Origin of the sequence: Sneathiella limimaris, assembly GCF_012932565.1 — a bacterium.
Classification (GTDB): Bacteria; Pseudomonadota; Alphaproteobacteria; order Sneathiellales; family Sneathiellaceae; genus Sneathiella; species Sneathiella limimaris.
In genome coordinates, this window is the sequence record NZ_JABBYJ010000001.1 from 991,485 (window position 1) to 1,010,297 (window position 18,813).

At 52.2% G+C, this 18,813-nt stretch carries 20 protein-coding genes; 13 read left to right on the forward strand and 7 right to left on the reverse strand.

From position 1 onward, the window contains the following. Window positions 1–29 precede the first annotated feature (29 nt). Together HH301_RS04775 and sigJ are read left to right on the forward strand one after the other, a co-directional pair. Window positions 30–566, forward strand: a complete 537-nt coding sequence (locus HH301_RS04775) for a carboxymuconolactone decarboxylase family protein (protein ID WP_169567150.1) — start codon at window positions 30–32, stop codon at window positions 564–566. Beyond that, window positions 556–1,443, forward strand: a complete 888-nt coding sequence (gene sigJ / locus HH301_RS04780; RefSeq protein WP_169567152.1) for an RNA polymerase sigma factor SigJ — start codon at window positions 556–558, stop codon at window positions 1,441–1,443. Before HH301_RS04775 ends, sigJ begins: the two co-directional genes overlap by 11 nt. 2 nt (window positions 1,444–1,445) lie before the next feature. Here the strand turns inward: sigJ and argS are convergent, their stop codons facing one another. Beyond that, window positions 1,446–3,215 carry an arginine--tRNA ligase gene (argS, locus tag HH301_RS04785; RefSeq protein WP_169567154.1) on the reverse strand — a complete coding sequence of 590 codons (1,770 nt, stop codon included), beginning with the start codon at window positions 3,213–3,215 and terminating at the stop codon, window positions 1,446–1,448. Window positions 3,216–3,489: 274 nt separating this feature from the next. Between argS and groES the strand changes: the two genes are divergently transcribed. Further along, window positions 3,490–3,777, forward strand: coding sequence for a co-chaperone GroES (gene groES / locus HH301_RS04790; RefSeq protein WP_169567156.1), 288 nt, complete (start codon window positions 3,490–3,492; stop codon window positions 3,775–3,777). 31 nt (window positions 3,778–3,808) lie between these two features. Further along, window positions 3,809–5,464, forward strand: coding sequence for a chaperonin GroEL (groL, locus tag HH301_RS04795; protein ID WP_169569493.1), 1,656 nt, complete (start codon window positions 3,809–3,811; stop codon window positions 5,462–5,464). A 104-nt stretch (window positions 5,465–5,568) separates the two neighbouring features. On the opposite strand, the gene HH301_RS04800 is transcribed toward groL, so the two are convergent. From HH301_RS04800 to HH301_RS04815, 4 genes are read right to left on the reverse strand one after another with little or no spacing between them, the layout of a single operon-like run. After that, a complete protein-coding gene (locus HH301_RS04800) occupies window positions 5,569–6,192 on the reverse strand; it encodes a DUF938 domain-containing protein (RefSeq protein ID WP_169567158.1) in 624 nt (207 codons plus the stop codon). Next, complete coding sequence (locus HH301_RS04805) at window positions 6,189–6,659, reverse strand: periplasmic heavy metal sensor (protein WP_169567160.1); 471 nt, start codon at window positions 6,657–6,659, stop codon at window positions 6,189–6,191. Before HH301_RS04805 ends, HH301_RS04800 begins: the two co-directional genes overlap by 4 nt. Continuing rightward, window positions 6,652–7,095 carry a hypothetical protein gene (locus HH301_RS04810; protein WP_169567162.1) on the reverse strand — a complete coding sequence of 148 codons (444 nt, stop codon included), beginning with the start codon at window positions 7,093–7,095 and terminating at the stop codon, window positions 6,652–6,654. The genes HH301_RS04805 and HH301_RS04810 overlap by 8 nt, the downstream gene beginning before the upstream one ends. Further along, window positions 7,092–7,664: an RNA polymerase sigma factor gene (locus tag HH301_RS04815; protein WP_169567164.1), complete on the reverse strand. Its 573-nt coding sequence runs from the start codon at window positions 7,662–7,664 to the stop codon at window positions 7,092–7,094. The genes HH301_RS04810 and HH301_RS04815 overlap by 4 nt, the downstream gene beginning before the upstream one ends. Window positions 7,665–7,808: 144 nt before the next feature. On the opposite strand from HH301_RS04815, the gene HH301_RS04820 reads away from it, so the two are divergent. Beyond that, window positions 7,809–8,015 carry a DUF2842 domain-containing protein gene (locus HH301_RS04820; RefSeq protein ID WP_169567166.1) on the forward strand — a complete coding sequence of 69 codons (207 nt, stop codon included), beginning with the start codon at window positions 7,809–7,811 and terminating at the stop codon, window positions 8,013–8,015. 193 nt (window positions 8,016–8,208) lie between these two features. On the opposite strand, the gene HH301_RS04825 is transcribed toward HH301_RS04820, so the two are convergent. Next, entirely contained in the window at window positions 8,209–8,640 is a 432-nt protein-coding gene (locus HH301_RS04825) for an NUDIX hydrolase (RefSeq protein ID WP_169567168.1), read from the reverse strand. A 3-nt stretch (window positions 8,641–8,643) separates the two neighbouring features. Continuing rightward, on the reverse strand, window positions 8,644–9,399 hold the full coding sequence (locus tag HH301_RS04830; protein ID WP_169567170.1) for an alpha/beta fold hydrolase: 756 nt from the start codon (window positions 9,397–9,399) through the stop codon (window positions 8,644–8,646). 78 nt (window positions 9,400–9,477) lie between these two features. On the opposite strand from HH301_RS04830, the gene HH301_RS04835 reads away from it, so the two are divergent. From HH301_RS04835 to pheT, 8 genes are all read left to right on the forward strand, one after another. Beyond that, on the forward strand, window positions 9,478–10,614 hold the full coding sequence (locus HH301_RS04835) for a glycosyltransferase family 4 protein (protein WP_169569494.1): 1,137 nt from the start codon (window positions 9,478–9,480) through the stop codon (window positions 10,612–10,614). Between the two features lie 9 nt (window positions 10,615–10,623). Next, entirely contained in the window at window positions 10,624–11,556 is a 933-nt protein-coding gene (locus HH301_RS04840; protein WP_169567172.1) for a glycosyltransferase family 9 protein, read from the forward strand. Between the two features lie 156 nt (window positions 11,557–11,712). Next, window positions 11,713–13,644 carry a threonine--tRNA ligase gene (gene thrS, locus HH301_RS04845; RefSeq protein ID WP_338091358.1) on the forward strand — a complete coding sequence of 644 codons (1,932 nt, stop codon included), beginning with the start codon at window positions 11,713–11,715 and terminating at the stop codon, window positions 13,642–13,644. Window positions 13,645–13,779: 135 nt separating this feature from the next. Further along, window positions 13,780–14,298 carry a translation initiation factor IF-3 gene (infC, locus tag HH301_RS04850; RefSeq protein WP_169567174.1) on the forward strand — a complete coding sequence of 173 codons (519 nt, stop codon included), beginning with the start codon at window positions 13,780–13,782 and terminating at the stop codon, window positions 14,296–14,298. Window positions 14,299–14,604: 306 nt separating this feature from the next. Then, window positions 14,605–14,802, forward strand: coding sequence for a 50S ribosomal protein L35 (gene rpmI / locus HH301_RS04855; RefSeq protein ID WP_169567176.1), 198 nt, complete (start codon window positions 14,605–14,607; stop codon window positions 14,800–14,802). Window positions 14,803–14,815: 13 nt separating this feature from the next. Next, complete coding sequence (gene rplT, locus HH301_RS04860) at window positions 14,816–15,178, forward strand: 50S ribosomal protein L20 (protein ID WP_169567178.1); 363 nt, start codon at window positions 14,816–14,818, stop codon at window positions 15,176–15,178. Window positions 15,179–15,290: 112 nt separating this feature from the next. Next, window positions 15,291–16,367 (forward strand): phenylalanine--tRNA ligase subunit alpha, encoded by a 1,077-nt coding sequence (pheS, locus tag HH301_RS04865; RefSeq protein ID WP_169567180.1) that lies wholly within the window; start codon window positions 15,291–15,293, stop codon window positions 16,365–16,367. Beyond that, the gene (pheT, locus tag HH301_RS04870) at window positions 16,364–18,772 is read left to right on the forward strand and encodes a phenylalanine--tRNA ligase subunit beta (protein ID WP_169567182.1); all 2,409 of its coding nucleotides are present in this window, start codon (window positions 16,364–16,366) and stop codon (window positions 18,770–18,772) included. Before pheS ends, pheT begins: the two co-directional genes overlap by 4 nt. Window positions 18,773–18,813: the final 41 nt, after the last annotated feature.

Below are 18,813 nucleotides of genomic sequence, written 5' to 3' on the forward strand. Positions count from 1 at the left end.
CGTCCTTAATTGAGAAAGGAGATCTACTCATGCTTAAACATATCTATAAATGGAAGTTCCGGGAATTTGGGGCAGAGTATAATTACGACATGTCTTATATGGAGGAATTGGCAGAAATCTATCCTGAAAAAGCGTCTTATTATGTCAAGGCCATGCCGCTTGCCAATCACAACGGGCATCTTCCGTTGGATCTTTACTATGCGATCAAGGTTCGCTCCATGCAGATCGGGGATTGCGGGCCGTGCCTCAAGCTCACTCTGACCATGGCAGAACGCTCCGGCATCTCAAAGGATGACCTGAAGCGGCTTTTGACAGGAGATATGGACGGGGCCTCCCGCTATATTAAGCTGGGCTGGTCCTATGCAACGGCTGTCCTGAAAGACGGTCTGGAGCTTGAGGAGTTAATCAGGGAGATTGAAATAGAGTTTGGCAAGCGGGGGCTTTGGGATGCATCCTTGGCCGTTGTCTATGGACAGTTCTATCCAATCCTGAAAAAAGGATTGGGGGTTGCGACCGTATGTTCACCCGTTTCCGTTCTTTTGGAGGAAATGTCTCTTGCAAGCTGAAGAGATAAACAAAGACCAAGTCTTTCTGGACCTGCAAGGCAAGCTTCACCGGCTTGCCTATCGCATGCTTGGAACCGTGGCAGAGGCGGAAGATGCGGTTCAGGAAGCCTGGATCCGCTGGCAGGCCGCGGGCAAACCGGATCTTGACTATCCCATGGCCTATTTTTCGAAAATTGTGACGCGGATCTGTTTGGACGCTCTGAAAAAAGTCTCTCGCCATCGGGAGTCTTATGTAGGGGTATGGCTCCCGGAACCGGTTGTCGCGAATTGGAGCCTCAACGAATATTCGGATGCGCCAGACGAGCAGGAGGATATCTCATACGCTCTGATGATGGTGCTGGAAAGGCTGACGCCACTGGAGCGGGCCGCTTATCTCTTGCATGATCTTTTTGAGGTTCCCTTCAATGAAATTGCAGAGATAATCGAGCGCACACCCGCAACCTGCCGAAAGCTCGCGACGCGCGCGCGGGAACATATTCAAAAGGAAGGCGTTCGTTATCAGCCGAGAGAAGCGGATCTTGAAAATCTGCTCACCGTGTTTAAAACGGCCCGCAATACAGGAAATCTGGAGCCTCTGCAAAATCTACTCAGTGAGACTGTGATCTTCTATAACGATGGTGGCGGGAAAGTTCCGGCAGCCATTAACCCCATTTATGGTCAGGATCGGGTCTTGCGCTTCATCATGGGGCTGGCGTCCAAGTTCAAGCTGTTTGAGGCATCCGAGATTGACATCACCCTCTCCAACGGAAGCCCTGCCCTCAAAATTATTGATGAGCAGGGGGTATTGCAGATCGTGTCATTTGATCTGGAGGAAAACGGCCTGATCACTACCTTTTACGGTCTCCGTAATCCGGAGAAACTGACCGCTTTTACCTGAGCCTACATCCGTTCTGGAACATCAATGCCGAGGATATGAAGAACGGCTTCAATCTGGCGAAGGGTAATCGCACAGAGGGTTAGCCGCGATGCCCGAACTGCAGGGTCTTTTTCGCCCAGCACATGGCAGTCATGATAGAAGCTGTTAAACTCCTGGGTCAACGCATAGACATGATCGCAGAGGATATTTGGCGCGTTCTTTTCCGCCGCTCCTTTTGCCGCTTCGGGTAACCCTGCAAGCGCAAGGATAAGGTTCCGCTCTGCATCCGCCACCAACTGAACCGGCCCTTGGCTCAAGCTTTGTTCCTCAGCTTTTCTCAGCATGGACTTGATCCGAACCGCCGCATACATCTGGTAGGGGCCTGTGCGTCCTTCAAACTTTGTAAACCGCTCTAGATCAAAGACGTAGTTGGACATCCGTTGGTTAGACAGATCTGCATATTTAATAGCGGCAACACCGACCTTGGTCGCAATATTCTCAAGCTCTTCTGCACCAAATTTTTCGGCCATTCCAGCTTCGTTTACAACCTTACGGGCTTCGCTGATGGCATCGTCGATCAGGGATCTCAGGCGGACAACACCGCCGTCCCGGGTTTTCAGCGGTTTGCCGTCTTTTCCATTGACGGTACCAAAGCCCACATGTTCCAGATGCACAGTATCACGCAGGCTCTTGCCTTTGCGGGCCGCGCGGAAGACCTGTTCAAAATGCAGGCTCTGGCGGGCATCCACCACATAGAGAATTTTGTCAGGGTGATGTTCTTCTTCACGAAGTTCAATGGTGGCAAGATCTGTTGTGCCATACATGACCGCGCCGTCCGATTTTTGCAAGATCAGGGGCGGCATTTCCTTTTTGTCGTCGTCTTCTTCGACGCGAACGACTGTGGCGCCGTCAGAAATTTCTGAATATCCCTCATCCGCATAGCGTTTGAGCATGGCAGGGATATGATCATTGGTATCGGCCTCACCCTTCCATTCGGTGAAGTGGGCGCCCAGTAGGTCAAAATCCACCTTGGTTTCCGCAATGGAGATATCCAGCATATGCTGCCAAAGGGCCTTGTAACCCACGCGGCCCTGTTGCAGCTCAAAAGTTGCAAGCCGGGCGGCTTCCAGAAACTCTGGATCTTCTTTACTCCGGCTGGAGGCTTGCGGGTATAGAACCTGCAGCTCATCCACGGTGACAGGAGACGTATCCGGATATGGTCCTTCAAAGGCCGGATCGAAATAGGGCAGCTCTGGGTTGGACAGCTCAATTTCCTTAATCAGCAATCCCATGGGCAGGCCCCAGTCGCCAAAATGCACATCGCTGATAGTCTTATGGCCAAGAAACACGTTCAGCCGGCGTAAAGATTCCCCGATAATGGTGGCTCGCAAATGACCCACATGCATGGCTTTCGCCACATTCGGTCCGCCATAATCCAGAATAACAGTTTCCGGTGTCACGCCATCTTTGGCCCCGAAAGAGGGATCATCGGCCAGTTCATTAAAATGTGCTGTCAGGGAAGCATCGGTCAGGTTCATATTGATGAACCCGGGGCCACCGGTTGTCAGGTCCTGAAAGCTGCCGTCCTTTTCAAGTTCTGCAACGACAGCCTCGGCGATCTCACGCGGATTTTTCTTCGCCTGTTTGGCAGCGGCTAGTGCACCGTTGCACTGAAACTGGCCCATCTCTTTGCGCTGGGCTCTGACAATCTTTCCAAGCGCTGGATCAAGGTCGAGTTTTTCAAAGGCTTGTCCGACACGGGTACTAAGCTGAACAAGAAGTGATTGGGCCACGGGTCTTCCCTTGACTGTCAATGAATGAATTTGTTACGGATGCTGCATCAAGCGTTCCGCTTTGGGGCGTCTTCTATCGGAATTTCGGCATTTCGCCAAGAGATTCCCAAGATTCAGATGAAATTATTCTCGAATCTCCAACTTTTTTTCATGCACTTCTTGACTCTCAAAGCAACACCTCCTAAATCGAAGAGGCAATTGTTAGCACTCTCAATGGGTGAGTGCTAACAGAAGATCTATATTCTCATTAGAACTCATTATTTGGGAGAGTTTAATGTCATTTCGTCCATTGCATGATCGTGTGCTGGTAAAGCGCGTGGAAAGCGAAGAAAAAACAGCTGGCGGAATTATTCTCGTCGACAGCGCTCAGGAAAAACCTTCTGAAGGTGAAGTTGTTGCAGTCGGCGGCGGCGCGATTAAAGAAGATGGCTCCGTTCGTCCACTTGACGTCAAAGTTGGCGACAAAGTTATGTTCGGTAAATGGTCCGGAACAGAAGTCAAGCTCAACGGTGAAGAACTGTTGATCATGAAAGAGTCCGACATCATGGGCATCTTGGGCTAACCGGCGACAACACGAAGATTAGGGAACTAATATAATGGCAAAAGTAGTTAAATTCGGTACAGATGCACGCGCTGAGATTCTCAAAGGCGTGAACACTCTTGCTGATGCAGTGAAAGTAACACTGGGTCCAAAAGGCCGGAACGTTGTCCTCGACAAATCTTTCGGCGCACCACGTGTGACCAAAGACGGTGTTTCTGTCGCAAAAGAAATCGAACTTGAAGATAAGCTCCAGAACATGGGCGCTCAGATGGTTCGCGAAGTTGCTTCCAAAACCAACGACATTGCTGGTGACGGTACAACAACAGCGACAGTTCTGGCTCAGTCTATCGTTCAGGAAGGCCTGAAAGCAGTTGCTGCAGGCATGAACCCAATGGACCTGAAACGCGGTATTGATCTTGCTGTTGCAAAAGCAGTTGAAAACATCAAAGCCGGTTCAAAACCAGTTTCTGGCGGCGAAGAAGTTTCTCAGGTTGGTACAATCTCCGCAAACGGTGAAGCTGAAATTGGCTCCATCATTGCAGAAGCAATGCAGAAAGTTGGCAACGAAGGCGTTATCACTGTTGAAGAAGCTAAAGGCTTGGAAACAGAGCTGGACGTTGTTGAAGGTATGCAGTTCGACCGTGGTTACCTGTCACCATACTTCGTGACAAACGCGGAAAAAATGATTGCAGAAATGGAAAACCCATACATCCTTCTGCACGAGAAAAAACTGACAAACCTGCAGCCAATGCTGCCAATTCTGGAAGCTGTTGTTCAGGCTGGTAAACCACTCCTGATCATCGCAGAAGACATCGAAGGCGAAGCGCTGGCAACTCTGGTTGTCAACAAACTGCGCGGTGGCCTGAAAATCGCTGCTGTTAAAGCTCCAGGCTTCGGTGATCGCCGTAAAGCAATGCTCGAAGACATCGCTGTTCTCACAAACGGTGAACTGATCTCTGAAGAGCTGGGCATCAAACTGGAAAATGTAACTCTGGACATGCTGGGTACAGCGAAATCCGTTACAATCTCCAAAGAAGAAACCACAATTGTTGACGGCGCTGGCGCTAAAGAGGACATCGAAGCTCGTTGCGGTCAGATCAAAGCTCAGATCGAAGAAACTTCTTCTGACTACGATCGTGAAAAACTTCAGGAACGTCTGGCGAAACTCGCCGGTGGTGTTGCCGTGATCAAAGTTGGCGGTGCAACTGAAGTTGAAGTGAAAGAACGCAAAGACCGCGTTGACGATGCCCTGCACGCTACTCGCGCTGCTGTTGAAGAAGGTATCGTTCCAGGTGGTGGTACTGCACTTCTGTACGCTTCTCGCGCTCTGGCTGGTCTTGAAGGCGCGAACGCTGACCAGACTGCTGGTGTTAAAATCATCGCACGCGCTCTGCAGGCTCCTGCTCGTCAGATCGCTGAAAACGCTGGTGAAGACGGTGGTGTTGTTGCTGGTAAACTGCTTGAGCAGAACGAAATCACATTCGGTTTCAACGCTCAGACAGGTGTTTACGGCAACCTGCTGAACGACGGTGTTGTTGACCCAGCTAAAGTGGTTCGGACAGCTCTGGAAGACGCAGCTTCAATCGCAGGTCTGTTGATCACAACAGAAGCAACTGTAACTGAAGCTCCATCCAAAGACAGTGGTGGCGCACCTGCAATGCCTGACATGGGCGGCATGGGCGGCATGGGCGGAATGGGCGGCTTCTAAGCCATCCCCAACCGTTTATCCAAAAGAGAAGGGCTGCGAATTTCGCAGCCCTTTTTCTTTATCTTGAGCCATAGTCTCAGCCGCAAGCTTAGCCTTTTATCAGGTCAGGATTTCTGAAACACCTGAATGAAGTTATTGGCAGGCATAGCAATGCTCTGCCGATGATGCAGCCCTTCTTTCTTCGCGACCTCTGAAACTTCCCCAATATCGCGAATACCAAATCCTGGGTTCAGTCCTTTCAGCCAGTCTTCAAACTTTTTGTTGCTGTCGGCTGTATGTTCTCCATCCACTTTGTAAGGCCCATAAAGGATCATCAGGTTTCCAGGTGACAGGATCCGCGATGCCCCGTTAAAGAGACCCAGCGTCACTTCCCAGGGGGAAATGTGGATCATGTTTGCATTGAAGATGGCCGAAATATCGCGATGCTCATAATCAGGCGCCTCCACCGGCCACGGGTTTGCGCAGGCATCCAATCGCAAGGTTGGCTTGATATTGGCAAGCCCCGCATGCTCGCGCCAGGCTTCTGCGCTGGTAAAATGTTCATCATCAAAGTTGGTCGGCTGCCAGGTCACATCTGGAAAGGCGCTGGCAAAGTGGACGGCATGCTCCCCGGTGCCCGAGGCAATCTCAAGAACAGTTTCGCTTCCCTCCAAAAGGTCTTTTAAAACGGAAAGGATCGGGTCGCGGTTTCTTTCCGCAGCAGGGGCAAATTGTCGGTTATCACTCACTCGTTTTCTTCTTTCTCGTGTCTCCATCGGGACCATCTGGGAAAGCCCTCGCCGAAAAACGCTTTGCGTTGATCGGGCGATAAGGACTTGGCTGTTTCCAGCAAGGTCGTGAAGAACGTATTTTCTGCCAGTCGCTTATATTGAACAATGTTGTCATATTCTCGCGCGATCGCGTCTTCGTCCAGCGGATCTTCTGACAGCAGTTCCGCCAGCTTGTGATTATGGGCAATAATATTGCGGATTTCCCCACGAATTTTGTCTCTCCGCTGATGCCAGATATCGTGCACTGTCGATCGGTAGGACCCATCCAGCGTCGACATGGCGGCACGCCGATCAAACATCATTCCGCCAAGTCCGCCTTTGTGGTGACCATGGCGAAACCACTGCGCACCGATAAATCCAATTGCCATCAAATTGATCAAGAGGGAGATAATCAGGACAATCTTGAAAATACGGGATTTAGCCATTGTTTAAATCTCCAAACCAATCGGAAACAGATCCTGACTGGGTCAGGGCATCGTAACTTTGTAAATTATCTTGTATCAAGAATTCCAGGCTGTAACTGCCAATTAAAATTCCGAGACAGGCCGCCGCGATCAAGCCCCCAATTGGTGCCGGGGATAACAGGTCCCGGAGGAAATCCCGAAGGGAGGGGGATGTGAGCGTTTCTTCCGCATCGGCCATGACCTTGCCCATCAAAAAGGCGGGTGCTGATTGCGGCGCCACCTGATTTAAAAACAGGTCCACAGCTTTGGCTTCTGCAAGGCGATCGGACAAGGCAGGGTTTGTGGCAATCAGGGAATAAAGCGCGCGATCTGCCTCTGGCCATTTTTCGGGGTCGGCCCCGTAACTGTCCAGCAGATGGTTCAAGCGGTTCATTTTTTCTGTTTCTGACTGAGTCATTTGACAACTCCACCTAGCTCACCCCGTTGAGGGGTCAATAGTTCGCGTAATTTGCGGCGCCCTCGTGCCAGCAGGGATTCAAGGGCATCGACAGAGATATCCATTTTGGCCGCGGCATCGATATTTGAACACTCTTCGAAATGGACCAGTGTGACAGCAACGCGCTGCCGCGCAGGAAGTTGCTGGATCGCCTGCTGGACCTGATCGTTTACCTGATCTCTTTGCCTCTGTTCCAGTGGATCCGGCGCCGGATCCTCAATTTCCGGCATTTCCCCATCGGAAAAGCGGTTTTCCTTTCGCAGCCGATCAATGCAAAGATTATGAATGACCGTGTGCAGCCAGGTTGAAATTTGCGCTTTGGCCTGCCATTTGGGGGCTATTTTCCAAAGTCTTAAAAAAGCATCCTGTACCACATCCTCGCTGTGGCTGGCATTTCCGAGCATCATATAGGCAACCGAATAGGCCCTGTTCATATGTGCTGAACAGAGGTCTCTACAGGCCTTCATGTCGCCTTTGGCAACTTTTGCCATCAGGTCAGCATCCTGCCGTCTTAGGTCTTCACTTTGCATTCGCTACGAATTCTGCCTACTTTTTTGCCAAGGCTTTAGCCTTAAACGGGTCAGAGAGCATATTCCGTCGATTTAATTTGCTCATGGAAAGAGGCTTTTCATTTTCACCCTGAAACGATACAAGCTCCGCATGGAGAATTTAAGATGAAAAGAAAAAAGTTACTGGGCCTCTTTCTGTTTCTGGTCTTCATCACTGTTTATGTGTTTGCGGTGATGTTGCTTGCGGTACATGTCCTGCCGGATAATCGCTGGGTAGAGCTTATCTTTTATCCAATCGCTGGTATCGTCTGGATTTTTCCGGCCAAGTCGCTGGTCCGACTGATGTTGCCTGGAGATGATTCTTCCCAGTGATGGAGCAAAAAAGAAGCCGGACCGAGAGGGGGGGTATCGGCCCGGCTGGATCAGCTTATCAGTGGGAGAGGGGAGTTTCTCACTGATTAGCAAATCTCTAATTACTCACACTAATATTGATATAGGCATCACATTAAAAATTTCTACTATGAAAGCCTAAAATTTATTGCTTTTTTGAGAAAATAAGAGGGGCTTAGAAAGTTCTGTGCGCACGTGATTTTTCAACGGCCTGAACGGTGCCCTCAGAAAGGTCCAGCGAATATAGATCCGCGTAGGCAATCCACTTCGCGTCCTCGGCGTCATCCCCGGCCTGCAAGGTACCGTTCACATAGCGTGCGACAAACACCAGAATGGAAAAATGAAAGCGTGTTTTTGACGCGTCATCCTCCTCAATCACTTCGATCAGATCAATGAGGGGGCCAACCTCAGCGGTGATATCCGTCTCCTCCAACACTTCCCGGCGAACGCCAATTTCTGCCGTTTCGCCCAGACTTTGTGCGCCGCCCGGCAGATACCAGTCTCCTTTGGAGGGCTCTTTCCCCCGCTTGATCAGCAGAAACTCATCATCCCTCCAAACCACTGCGCACAGGCAGCAATAGGGACGGGCTGGATATTCCCGGCTCATGACCTACCGGCTGACCTTGGCGCAAACCGTTTCCACCGCGATGAAGAGCCGGTTTATATCGTCCTGCTCGGAAAGTCGGTGATCGCCATCCTTGACCAGGGTTACATCCACATCGGTGCTGGTCAGTTTTTCCTGGATCTGAAGGGCCGTCTCCCAAGGGACGCTGTCATCTTTCATCCCCTGTAGCAAATGCACTGGACCATCAAAGGGAATGTCACCCTGCATGACCAGATTACGATCGCCATCATCCAGCAGTTTTCTGGTGATGGTGTATGGCTCATCTGAATATTCGGTTGGCTCTTCCCAATATCCCTGCCGTTCAATATCGGCCTTGGCTTCATCGCTCATATCTGCGCGCATGCGCAAGGTGAAATCCGGTGCAGCGGCAATGCCGACAAATCCGGCAACCCGATCAGGCCGCAAAAGCGCCATGCGAAGTCCGATCCATCCGCCCATGGAGGAGCCGACAATGACTTGCGGTCCAGCTGTGCAATTATCCAGAACCGCCAGCGCGTCATCAGTCCAGCGGCTGATGCAGCCATCTGTGAAATTTCCTGTCGATTGTCCGTGCCCCAGATAATCAAACCGTGTATAGCTTCTGCCGATACCCTGCATCGCGGCTTCTAGGGCGATGGCCTTGGTGCCTTCCATGTCGGACATGAAGCCGGAACAGAAAATCACACCGGCACTCTCGCCTGCGCTATGATGATAGGCTATAGATTGTCCATCTGGACGTTGCAGAAGTTCAGGAGTAGACATATTTTTTCTAACCGAGCTAGAGATTAAAGAACCTTGACTGACCATAACACTCCAGAGCGTGCGAATGAAACCCACCCAATGACAATTTTGCAGGTGCTGCCCAGCCTGGAGGGCGGCGGTGTTGAGCGGGGCACGATTGAAATTGCAGCGGCTATTCAGGCGGCTGGCGGCCGGGCTATTGTCGTCTCGGCTGGCGGCAAAATGGTTTATGAGTTGGATCGTGTTGGCGCCAAGCATATTACCTTGCCCGTTCAGTCCAAGAACCCTCTCGTCATCCGAAAGAACACCAAGCGGCTCCTGAAAGTTATTGAGGACGAAAAAGTCGATTTGGTTCATGCCAGAAGCCGGGCCCCCGCATGGAGTGCCATGGGCGCTGCCAAGGCCGCGAAAATTCCGTTTGTAACCACCTTCCATGCGGCTTACGGTCGGGGCGGGGTTCTGAAAAACTGGTATAACTCGGTCATGGCCAAGGGGGATCGGGTGATCGCGATCTCTGATTTTATTGCCCGGCATATTCAGGAAAATTACCAGACACCCGCAGAGAAAATCATCACCATCGCCCGCGGTGTCGATTGCCGGAAATTCAACCCCGCCGCCGTCAGTGCGGAGCGGATTATTAAAATGGCAACCGATTGGGCGCTGCCCGATGGGGTACCGGTGATCATGATGCCCGGTCGCCTGACCCGCCTGAAAGGCCATGTTGAACTGATAGAGGCGCTCGCCAAACTGGAAAACCGGAACTTTCTTGCACTGTTTGTGGGGGCGGGCTCCGGCCGGGAAGCCTATCGCAATGAGCTCAATAATCTGGTGATCCAGAAAGGCCTGCAGGGGAAAGTTCAGATCAAGGATTACTGCGCTGATATGTCTGCTGCTCTCATGCTGGCAGATGTGGTGATTTCCGCAACTAACGTACCTGAAGGCTTTGGGCGTGTCGCTGTTGAAGCACAGGCGATGGGCCGTCCGGTCATCGCAACCGCCCATGGTGGATCGCTGGAGACCATTAAAGACGGCGAGACAGGCTGGCTTGTGCCGGTAGGGGATACAGACGCCATGGCAAAGGCTATCGATCAGGCCCTTGGGATGTCACCGGCTGAGCGCGAAGTGATTGCCGAAAAAACCCGCCAGTTTGTTTTGCAGAACTTCACGGTTGAGAAAATGTGTAACGCGACCCTCGATGTGTATCGGAATCTGCTGCAAAAGCCTGCCGGTTTATAATTGAGTAACATGCCGGAAAAAACTGAGAATATACTGGTGATCAAGCATGGGGCGCTTGGGGATGTTGTGTTGGCGCAAACACCGTTTCAGGCGATCCGCGCCCATCACCCGGATGCACATATCACCTTACTGACCACAAAACCCTACAAAGGGTTTTTGGCGCCGATGGGACTTTTTGATGAGATTTGGGTCGATGAAAAGCCGAAACTCTGGAACTTTCTGAAGCTCGGGCGATTGCGGGATCGGTTAAATAAGGGGCAGTTTGACCGGGTTTATGACTTGCAAACCTCGTCCCGGTCCAGCTCCTACCTCGCATTGTTTCAAAGCCCTAAGCCGGAATGGTCAGGCATTGCCGGGGGATGCAGCCATCCCCATGATAATCCGGACCGCGGTAAGCTCCATACGATCGAGCGTCAGCGGGAACAGCTGGAACAGGCCGGGATTACCAAGTTTCCGGACCCGGATTTTTCGTCCATCATGACCGATATTTCCCATCTGAATCTCCCTGCGAAATTTGCCTTGCTGGTGCCTGGGGGATCTGCCCATCGGCCTGAAAAACGCTGGCCCGCGGCAAGCTATGCAAAACTCGCCAGCTGGCTGGTGGATCAGGGGTTGACGCCTGTGCTCCTCGGCGGGGCGGCGGAAGCAGATGTGTTGTCGGTGATTGAGACTGCCTGCTCTGAGGCGATTAATCTGTCGGGGAAAACTTCCCTTGGGGATATTGCCTCCCTTGGCCGGGATGCGGTCGTCGCGATTGGAAATGACACAGGCCCTCTTCATCTGATTGCGGCCGTGGGCTGTCCGGTCACGGTTATTTTCTCTTATGCGTCTGATCCGGCGCGGGCACGGCCGCGGGGAGCGGATGTCACCGTTCTCAGGGAGGAAGACCTGGAGAATCTCAGCCTTGAAAAAGTGATAGAAACGCTCAAAATCCCTAATTAGCGCTCTTAAAGTGACAGTTTTCTGAAATCTGGCGGATTTCTGGACCGTTTGATAGGTCTCCGCCTTGACAGGATGGGTTAAATTTTTACAGTCGCTACTCCTGAAACCCGGTTCAGGTCAGGGTATTGATCGGAACCCAACCCATTGGTGGTAAAAGTGCAAAACGCAAATGTGAACATTACGCTTCCAGATGGAAGCGTTCGAAGCTTCGACAATCCTGTGAGTGGTCTGGAGCTGGCTGCAGATATTGGCCCTGGTTTGGCCAAGGCGGCCCTGGCTCTTCGAATTGACGGCGAAATGCGGGATCTGAAAACCGTTCTTGATCAAGACGTCGCTGTTGAGATTGTGACGACCAAGGAAGACGGTGACGAAGTTCTGGAATTGATCCGCCATGATGCGGCTCATGTGATGGCCGAAGCGGTGAAGGAGCTGTATCCGGAAACCCAGGTCACCATTGGCCCAGCGATTGAAGACGGTTTCTACTACGATTTTGCAAGGGATAAGCCTTTCACGCCGGAAGATCTGGAAAAGATCGAGCAGCGGATGCATGAAATTGTCGATCGCGACGAGAGCATCGACCGTGAGGAATGGGACCGCGATGAGGCCGTCCGTTTCTTCGAAGGACAGGGCGAGAAATATAAAGCCGAGATTATTGCCTCCATTCCAGCGGATCAGCCGATCGGTATTTACAAGCAGGGTGCCTTTCAGGATCTCTGCCGGGGACCGCATTTGCCGTCCACGAAGAAACTGGGTCACGCTTTTAAGCTGATGAAGCTGGCGGGTGCCTATTGGCGCGGTGATTCCAAGAATGAAATGCTGCAGCGGGTTTATGGAACCGCCTGGCGGAACGAGAAAGAGCTGAAAGCCTATCTCAACCGTCTGGAAGAGGCCGAGCGCCGCGATCACCGGAAACTCGGCCGTGAGATGGATCTCTTCCACATGCAGGAAGAGGCTGTTGGCATGGTGTTCTGGCACAAACATGGCTGGACCCTTTATCGGACCCTGGAAAGCTATATCCGCAACAAGCTTGAGAAAGCTGATTATCAGGAAGTGAAGACACCGCAACTGGTGGATCGCAAGCTGTGGGAAGATTCGGGTCACTGGGAAAAGTTCCGGGAAAATATGTACACCACGGAATCAGAGGAGCGGACTTTCGCCCTCAAGCCCATGAACTGCCCCTGCCACGTGCAGATTTATAATCAGGGCATCACCAGCTATCGTGATCTGCCACTTCGCATGGCGGAATTTGGGTCTTGCCATCGGTATGAGCCATCAGGTGCCCTGCACGGAATTATGCGGGTTCGGGGGTTTACGCAGGATGATGCGCATATTTTCTGTACAGAAGATCAGATTACCTCTGAAACTGAGGCGTTCTGTGACCTGCTACTGGATATTTACAAGGATTTCGGGTTTACCGAGGTTCGGGTGAAATTCTCCGATCGGCCGGAAGTGCGGGCCGGGGATGACAGCATCTGGGACAAGGCGGAAGGCTCTTTGCGCGAAGCCATTGAGGCAACGGGCATGAGCTACACCATGAACCCGGGCGAGGGTGCCTTTTATGGTCCGAAGTTGGAATTTGTACTGACCGATGCCATTGGTCGGGACTGGCAGTGCGGAACCTTGCAGGTTGACTTTGTTCTGCCAGAGCGGTTAAACGCCAATTACATTGGTGAAGATGGGGCAAAGCACCGTCCTGTGATGCTGCACCGGGCAATCTTCGGATCCATGGAGCGCTTCATCGGTATCCTGATCGAGGAATACGCAGGTCGCTTCCCGCTGTGGCTGTCACCACAGCAGGTCGTCATCGCCACGATTACGGACGAGGCGGATGATTATGCCCGTGAGGTTCTTGCCGAAGCACAGAAACGGGGACTTCGGGCGGAGCTGGATCTTCGAAATGAGAAGATTAACTACAAGGTTCGTGAGCATAGCCTCGCCAAGGTGCCAGCCCTTTTGGTTGCTGGTAAGCGGGAGGCAGAGGAAAATACCATTTCCGTTCGTCGCCTTGGAGAAAAGCATCAGAAGGTTATGTCACTGACCGAAGCTTTGGACAGTCTTGCAGAAGAAGCGCGGGTTCCGGGTTTTTAAGGGCTAACCCTGATTGAAATGATTGGAACCTTTACCGTAAAGGTGTAATATTGTTAAGGATTGCCGGGTAGATTGCCTGGCAATTCGGATTAATGACTAAGGAGAAGGTAAATAGCACGTCCATCTAGAAATACGATGCCGGCCAAAGAAGGCCCTCGTATGAACGAAGACATCGAAAGCGCTGACGTCCGTCTGATTATGGATGACGGCAACAATATCGGTGTGGTTTCTGTTGAAATTGCTGCAGGTCTTGCGGATGAAGCGGGACTGGACCTTGTGGAGGTTTCCCCAGGGCAGACCCCTGTTTGCAAGATTATGGACTACGGCCGGGCCAAATTTGAAGCTCAGAAGAAGGCGGCAAAGGCGCGTAAGAAGCAGAAAACAGTCGACATTAAGGAACTTAAGCTGCGTCCTGGTATCGAAGAGCATGATTACCAGGTGAAAATGCGCAACATGGTTCGCTTTATCGAGGCTGGTGACAAGGTGAAGCTGACAATCCGCTTCCGCGGCCGTGAAATGGCCCATCCTGAAAACGGCATGAAACTGCTGAATCGGGTTCGGGATGAATATACGGAATTGGTGAAAGTTGAGCTGAATCCGAAGATGGAAGGCCGGATGATGACTATGATCGTCGCCCCGGCAAACGCCAAATAGCCGATAGATAGGCCTTAGTGGCCTGATGAAAAAAGGAGGCTTTCCTCAGGGTTGAGGATAGGCCTCTTTTTGCAATCAATTGATATTATTGGGAAAAGTCGGGTTTTGATCCTTCTGGAGATGAGGATGAACGCTCTTGCAGGTGGTCGATGACAATCCAGCGATGCGAAAGCCTTGAAATGATCAAAACTAGGGCTTGATCTCTCTAATATCCGCGGGTATAACCCTCGCTTCGTCGAACATTCCGGCTAAAAAGGGCTGCCGAGTTTGTTCAGTCGCTTAACTCTTTTTACAAGGGAAGCCAAAATGCCCAAGTTGAAAACCAAAAGTGGTGTCAAGAAGCGTTTTTCTCTGACAGCCAAGGGAAAGGTTCGCAGTGCACAGGCCGGCAAACAGCACGGCATGATCAAGCGGACAAACAAACAGATCCGGAACCAGCGTGGTACCACAATCCTGTCTGAACAGGATGCACGGATCGTCAAAAAGTTTCTACCATACGGCTAAAGGAGAGTAGACCATGGCACGTGTTAAACGCGGTGTGACTACTCACGCCCGCCACAGAAAAGTTATCAAAGCAGCTAAAGGTTATTACGGTCGTCGTAAAAACACCTTCCGCACAGCAGTTCAGGCCGTTGAAAAAGCCGGACAGTACGCTTACCGCGATCGTCGCGTTAAAAAGCGGAACTTCCGTGCGCTTTGGATCCAGCGGATCAACGCGGCATCTCGTGAACTCGGCATGACATACGGCAACTTTATGCACGGCCTCAAGCTGGCTGGCATTGATCTGGACCGGAAGGTTCTTGCTGATATCGCCGTACGCGAGCCTGAGGCCTTCAAGGCATTGGTGGAAGCTGCTGAAAAGGCAACTGCCAAAGCCTGATCTGATCGGGCCCTCGAAATCTTCACGCAAGAGTACTAGACTTTTTCGAAGACCACTTTATTAAAAAGGGGGCCCGGCGCTTACGGGTCCCCTTTTTTACTTGAAAGAGACGATGCAGGATATAAACGAGCTTGAAAGCGAATTGCTGAGCGAAATTAGCAATGCAAAGGATCTGGACACCTTGGAAGCGGTGCGGATCTCCGCCCTTGGCAAAAAGGGGCGCGTCAGTCTGATGATGCGTGGCCTCGGACAGATGGCACCAGAAGAACGCCAGGAAGTCGCGCCAAAACTGAACCAGTTAAAGAAATCTATCGGTGATGCGATCGACACTGCCAAGGGAGAGCTGAACAAGGCTGCCCTTGAAGCGAAGCTGGCGTCTGAAACCGTGGATATTACCCTGCCGGTTCGCCCCGAGCATAAAGGGCGTATTCACCCGATCAGCCAGGTCACTGATGAGATTATCGAGATCTTTGCCGATATGGGCTTTTCCATCGCGGAAGGCCCGGACATCGAAGATGATTTCCATAACTTCACGGCGCTCAACATTCCGCCGGAGCATCCTGCTCGTCAGATGCATGACACATTCTATCTGCCGGAAAAAGAAGATGGCTCCCGTCAGCTGCTGCGGACCCATACGTCTTCTGTGCAGATCCGCACGATGGAAACGGTTAAGCCGCCACACCGGATTGTGGTTCCTGGCCGGACATACCGAAGCGATTCTGATCAGACCCATACCCCGATGTTCAACCAGATCGAGGGACTGGTCATTGATAAGACCAGCCACATGGGTCACCTGAAAGGGGTCCTGAAGGAATTCTGCCAGGCCTATTTCGAGGTAGATGACGTGGAAATGCGGTTCCGTCCCTCTTACTTTCCGTTCACTGAGCCGTCCGCTGAAATGGATATCCGCTGCACGTTTGCTGGCGATCATATCAAGGTTGGTGAGGGCGATGACTGGATGGAAATCCTCGGCTGCGGCATGGTCAACCCGCGGGTGCTGGAACATTGCGGCATCGATTCAACAGAATATCAGGGCTTTGCCTGGGGCATGGGCATCGACCGGATTGCCATGCTGAAATACGGCATTCCTGATCTTCGTGCCTTCTTTGACTGTGATCTTCGCTGGCTCAAGCATTATGGATTTGTGCCACTGGATGTTCCAACACTGGGCGGAGGGCTGTCACGATGAAATTCACTGTTTCCTGGTTAAGAGAATATCTGGATTTCGATGCGTCCCTTGATGAGCTGTCTGAAAAGCTGACAGCGATCGGTCTGGAAGTTGAGGAAATCGTCGATCGTGCCAAAGAGCTGGAAGCCTTTAAAGTCTGCCATGTCCTGATGGCGGAACAGCACCCAGATGCGGATCGCCTGCGGGTTTGTCAGGTGGATACAGGCAAGGAAGTTGTGCAGGTTGTTTGCGGCGCGCCAAATGCCAAAACCGGCATGAAAGGTGTGTTTGCGCCGTCCGGCTCCTACGTTCCGGGTACGGATCTATGGCTGAAGCCATCCAAGATCCGCGGCGTTGAAAGTAACGGTATGCTGGTTTCCGAGCGGGAAATGGGCCTCTCCGACGATCATGACGGCATTATTGAATTGCCAAATGACACTGAGGTTGGCGTTGAGTTTGCCAAGCTTGTCGGGCTTGATGATCCGGTGATTGAAATCGCGATCACCCCAAACCATCAGGATGCGCTTGGCGTTTACGGGATCGCGCGGGATCTGGCGGCCGCTGGTTTTGGCACTTTGAAAGCGCCAAACCTGACACCGGTTGAGGGTAGTTTCGAAAGCCCGGTTGGCGTTCGTTTGAGCTTTCCTGAAGGAACTGACCCGCTGCCTTGCTCCAAATTCCTGGGGCGTTATGTGCGCGGTGTGAAAAATGGTCCAAGCCCGAAATGGATGCAGGACCGTCTGCTCTCTATTGGACTTCGCCCGATCTCAGCACTTGTTGATATCACCAACTTCGTGACCTTTGATCTGGGTCGTCCGCTGCATGTGTTTGATGCGGACAAGCTTGCCGGTGATATTCAGCCCCGTTTTGCAAAAGAAGGGGAAACCTTGCTGGCGCTCGACGGTGAAGAATATACCCTCGCGTCTACTGATTGTGTGATTGCCGATGATAAAGCGCCACAAGGACTTGGCGGTATCATGGGCGGAGAGCTGAGCGGCTGTACTGAAGAGACAACCAACGTCTTTATCGAGGCGGCTTTGTTCGATCCGATTGTGATCGCCACAACTGGACGCCGTCTTGGCATTGAATCCGATGCCCGTTACCGTTTTGAGCGCGGCGTGGATCCGGCTTTTGTTGAAAGCGGCATTGAGGTTGCAACTCGTTTGGTGATGGAGCTTTGCGGCGGTGAAGCCAGTCACGTTGTTGCTGATGGCGCCGGCCCTGAGTGGGAGAAGAAAGTTTCTCTCCGCAAAACTCGGGTCAAGGAACTTGGCGGCGTTGACGTGTCTGCAGATCGCATGATCGACATTCTGGATCGCCTTGGCTTTAAGCCGGTTGATGCGGGTGACGTCATCGAGACGGAAGTGCCGTCCTGGCGGATGGATATTGATGGGGAGGCGGATCTCGTGGAAGAGGTCATGCGGATCGTTGGCTATGACCAGATCCCAACGGTTGCCTTGCCGCGTTTGTCTGTTGTGGCCAAGCCGTCTGTAACCCCGGCGCAGCGCCGGGTTCGGACAGCCAAACGGGCCCTTGCCGGTCGTGGCATGATTGAGGCCGTAACCTATTCCTTCCTGCCGCGCGCCCATGCAGAACTGTTTGGCGGCGTGAACGAGGATGTGGTTCTGGCCAACCCGATCAGTGCTGATCTGGATGTGATGCGGCCATCGCTGCTGCCTAATCTGGTGGCGGCTGCGGGTCGGAATCAGGCGCGTGGTTTCCATGATATCAACCTGTTTGAGGTTGCTGGTGAGTATCATTCAGACAAACCCGATGGCCAGCGCATGGTCGCTGCCGGTATTCGGGTGGGCTCTGACAGTGATCGCCACTGGTCAGGCGCTGGCCGGGCTTATGATGTCTTTGATGTGAAGGCTGATGTCCTTGATCTGCTGGACGCAATCGGCGGTCCGGCTGCAACTGCGCAGATCGTGACCGGCGCTCCTGAATGGTATCACCCTGGCAGAAGCGGTGTGATCCAACTGGGTCCACAAAAACGCCTGGCTGTCTTTGGGGAATTGCATCCGTCTGTTCTGTCCGCCATGAAGGTTAAAGGTCCGGTTTTGGCGTTTGAACTGTATCTGGATGAGGTGCCATTACCGAAATCCACTGGCAAAACCGCCCGGGATCCATTGAAGGTTTCCGACTATCAGGCAGTTGAGCGGGACTTTGCTTTTGTCATGGCATCCGATGTTCCGGCAGACAAGATCCTTCGCGCTGCCAAGGGGGCAGACAAGAAGCTGATTACCGATGCCACAATCTTTGACATCTATGAAGGGGATAAGATTGAGGCGGGGATGAAGTCCGTTGCCTTCTCCATCCGCTTGGAGCCGCAGGATAAAACCCTGACGGATGAAGAGATTGAGGCGGTGGCTGCCAAGGTGATTGCCAATGTCGAAAAAACAAGTGGCGGCACGCTGCGTCGATAGCATCGACTGAGTTGATTAACATGGAATTGGGGGGCGTCTGG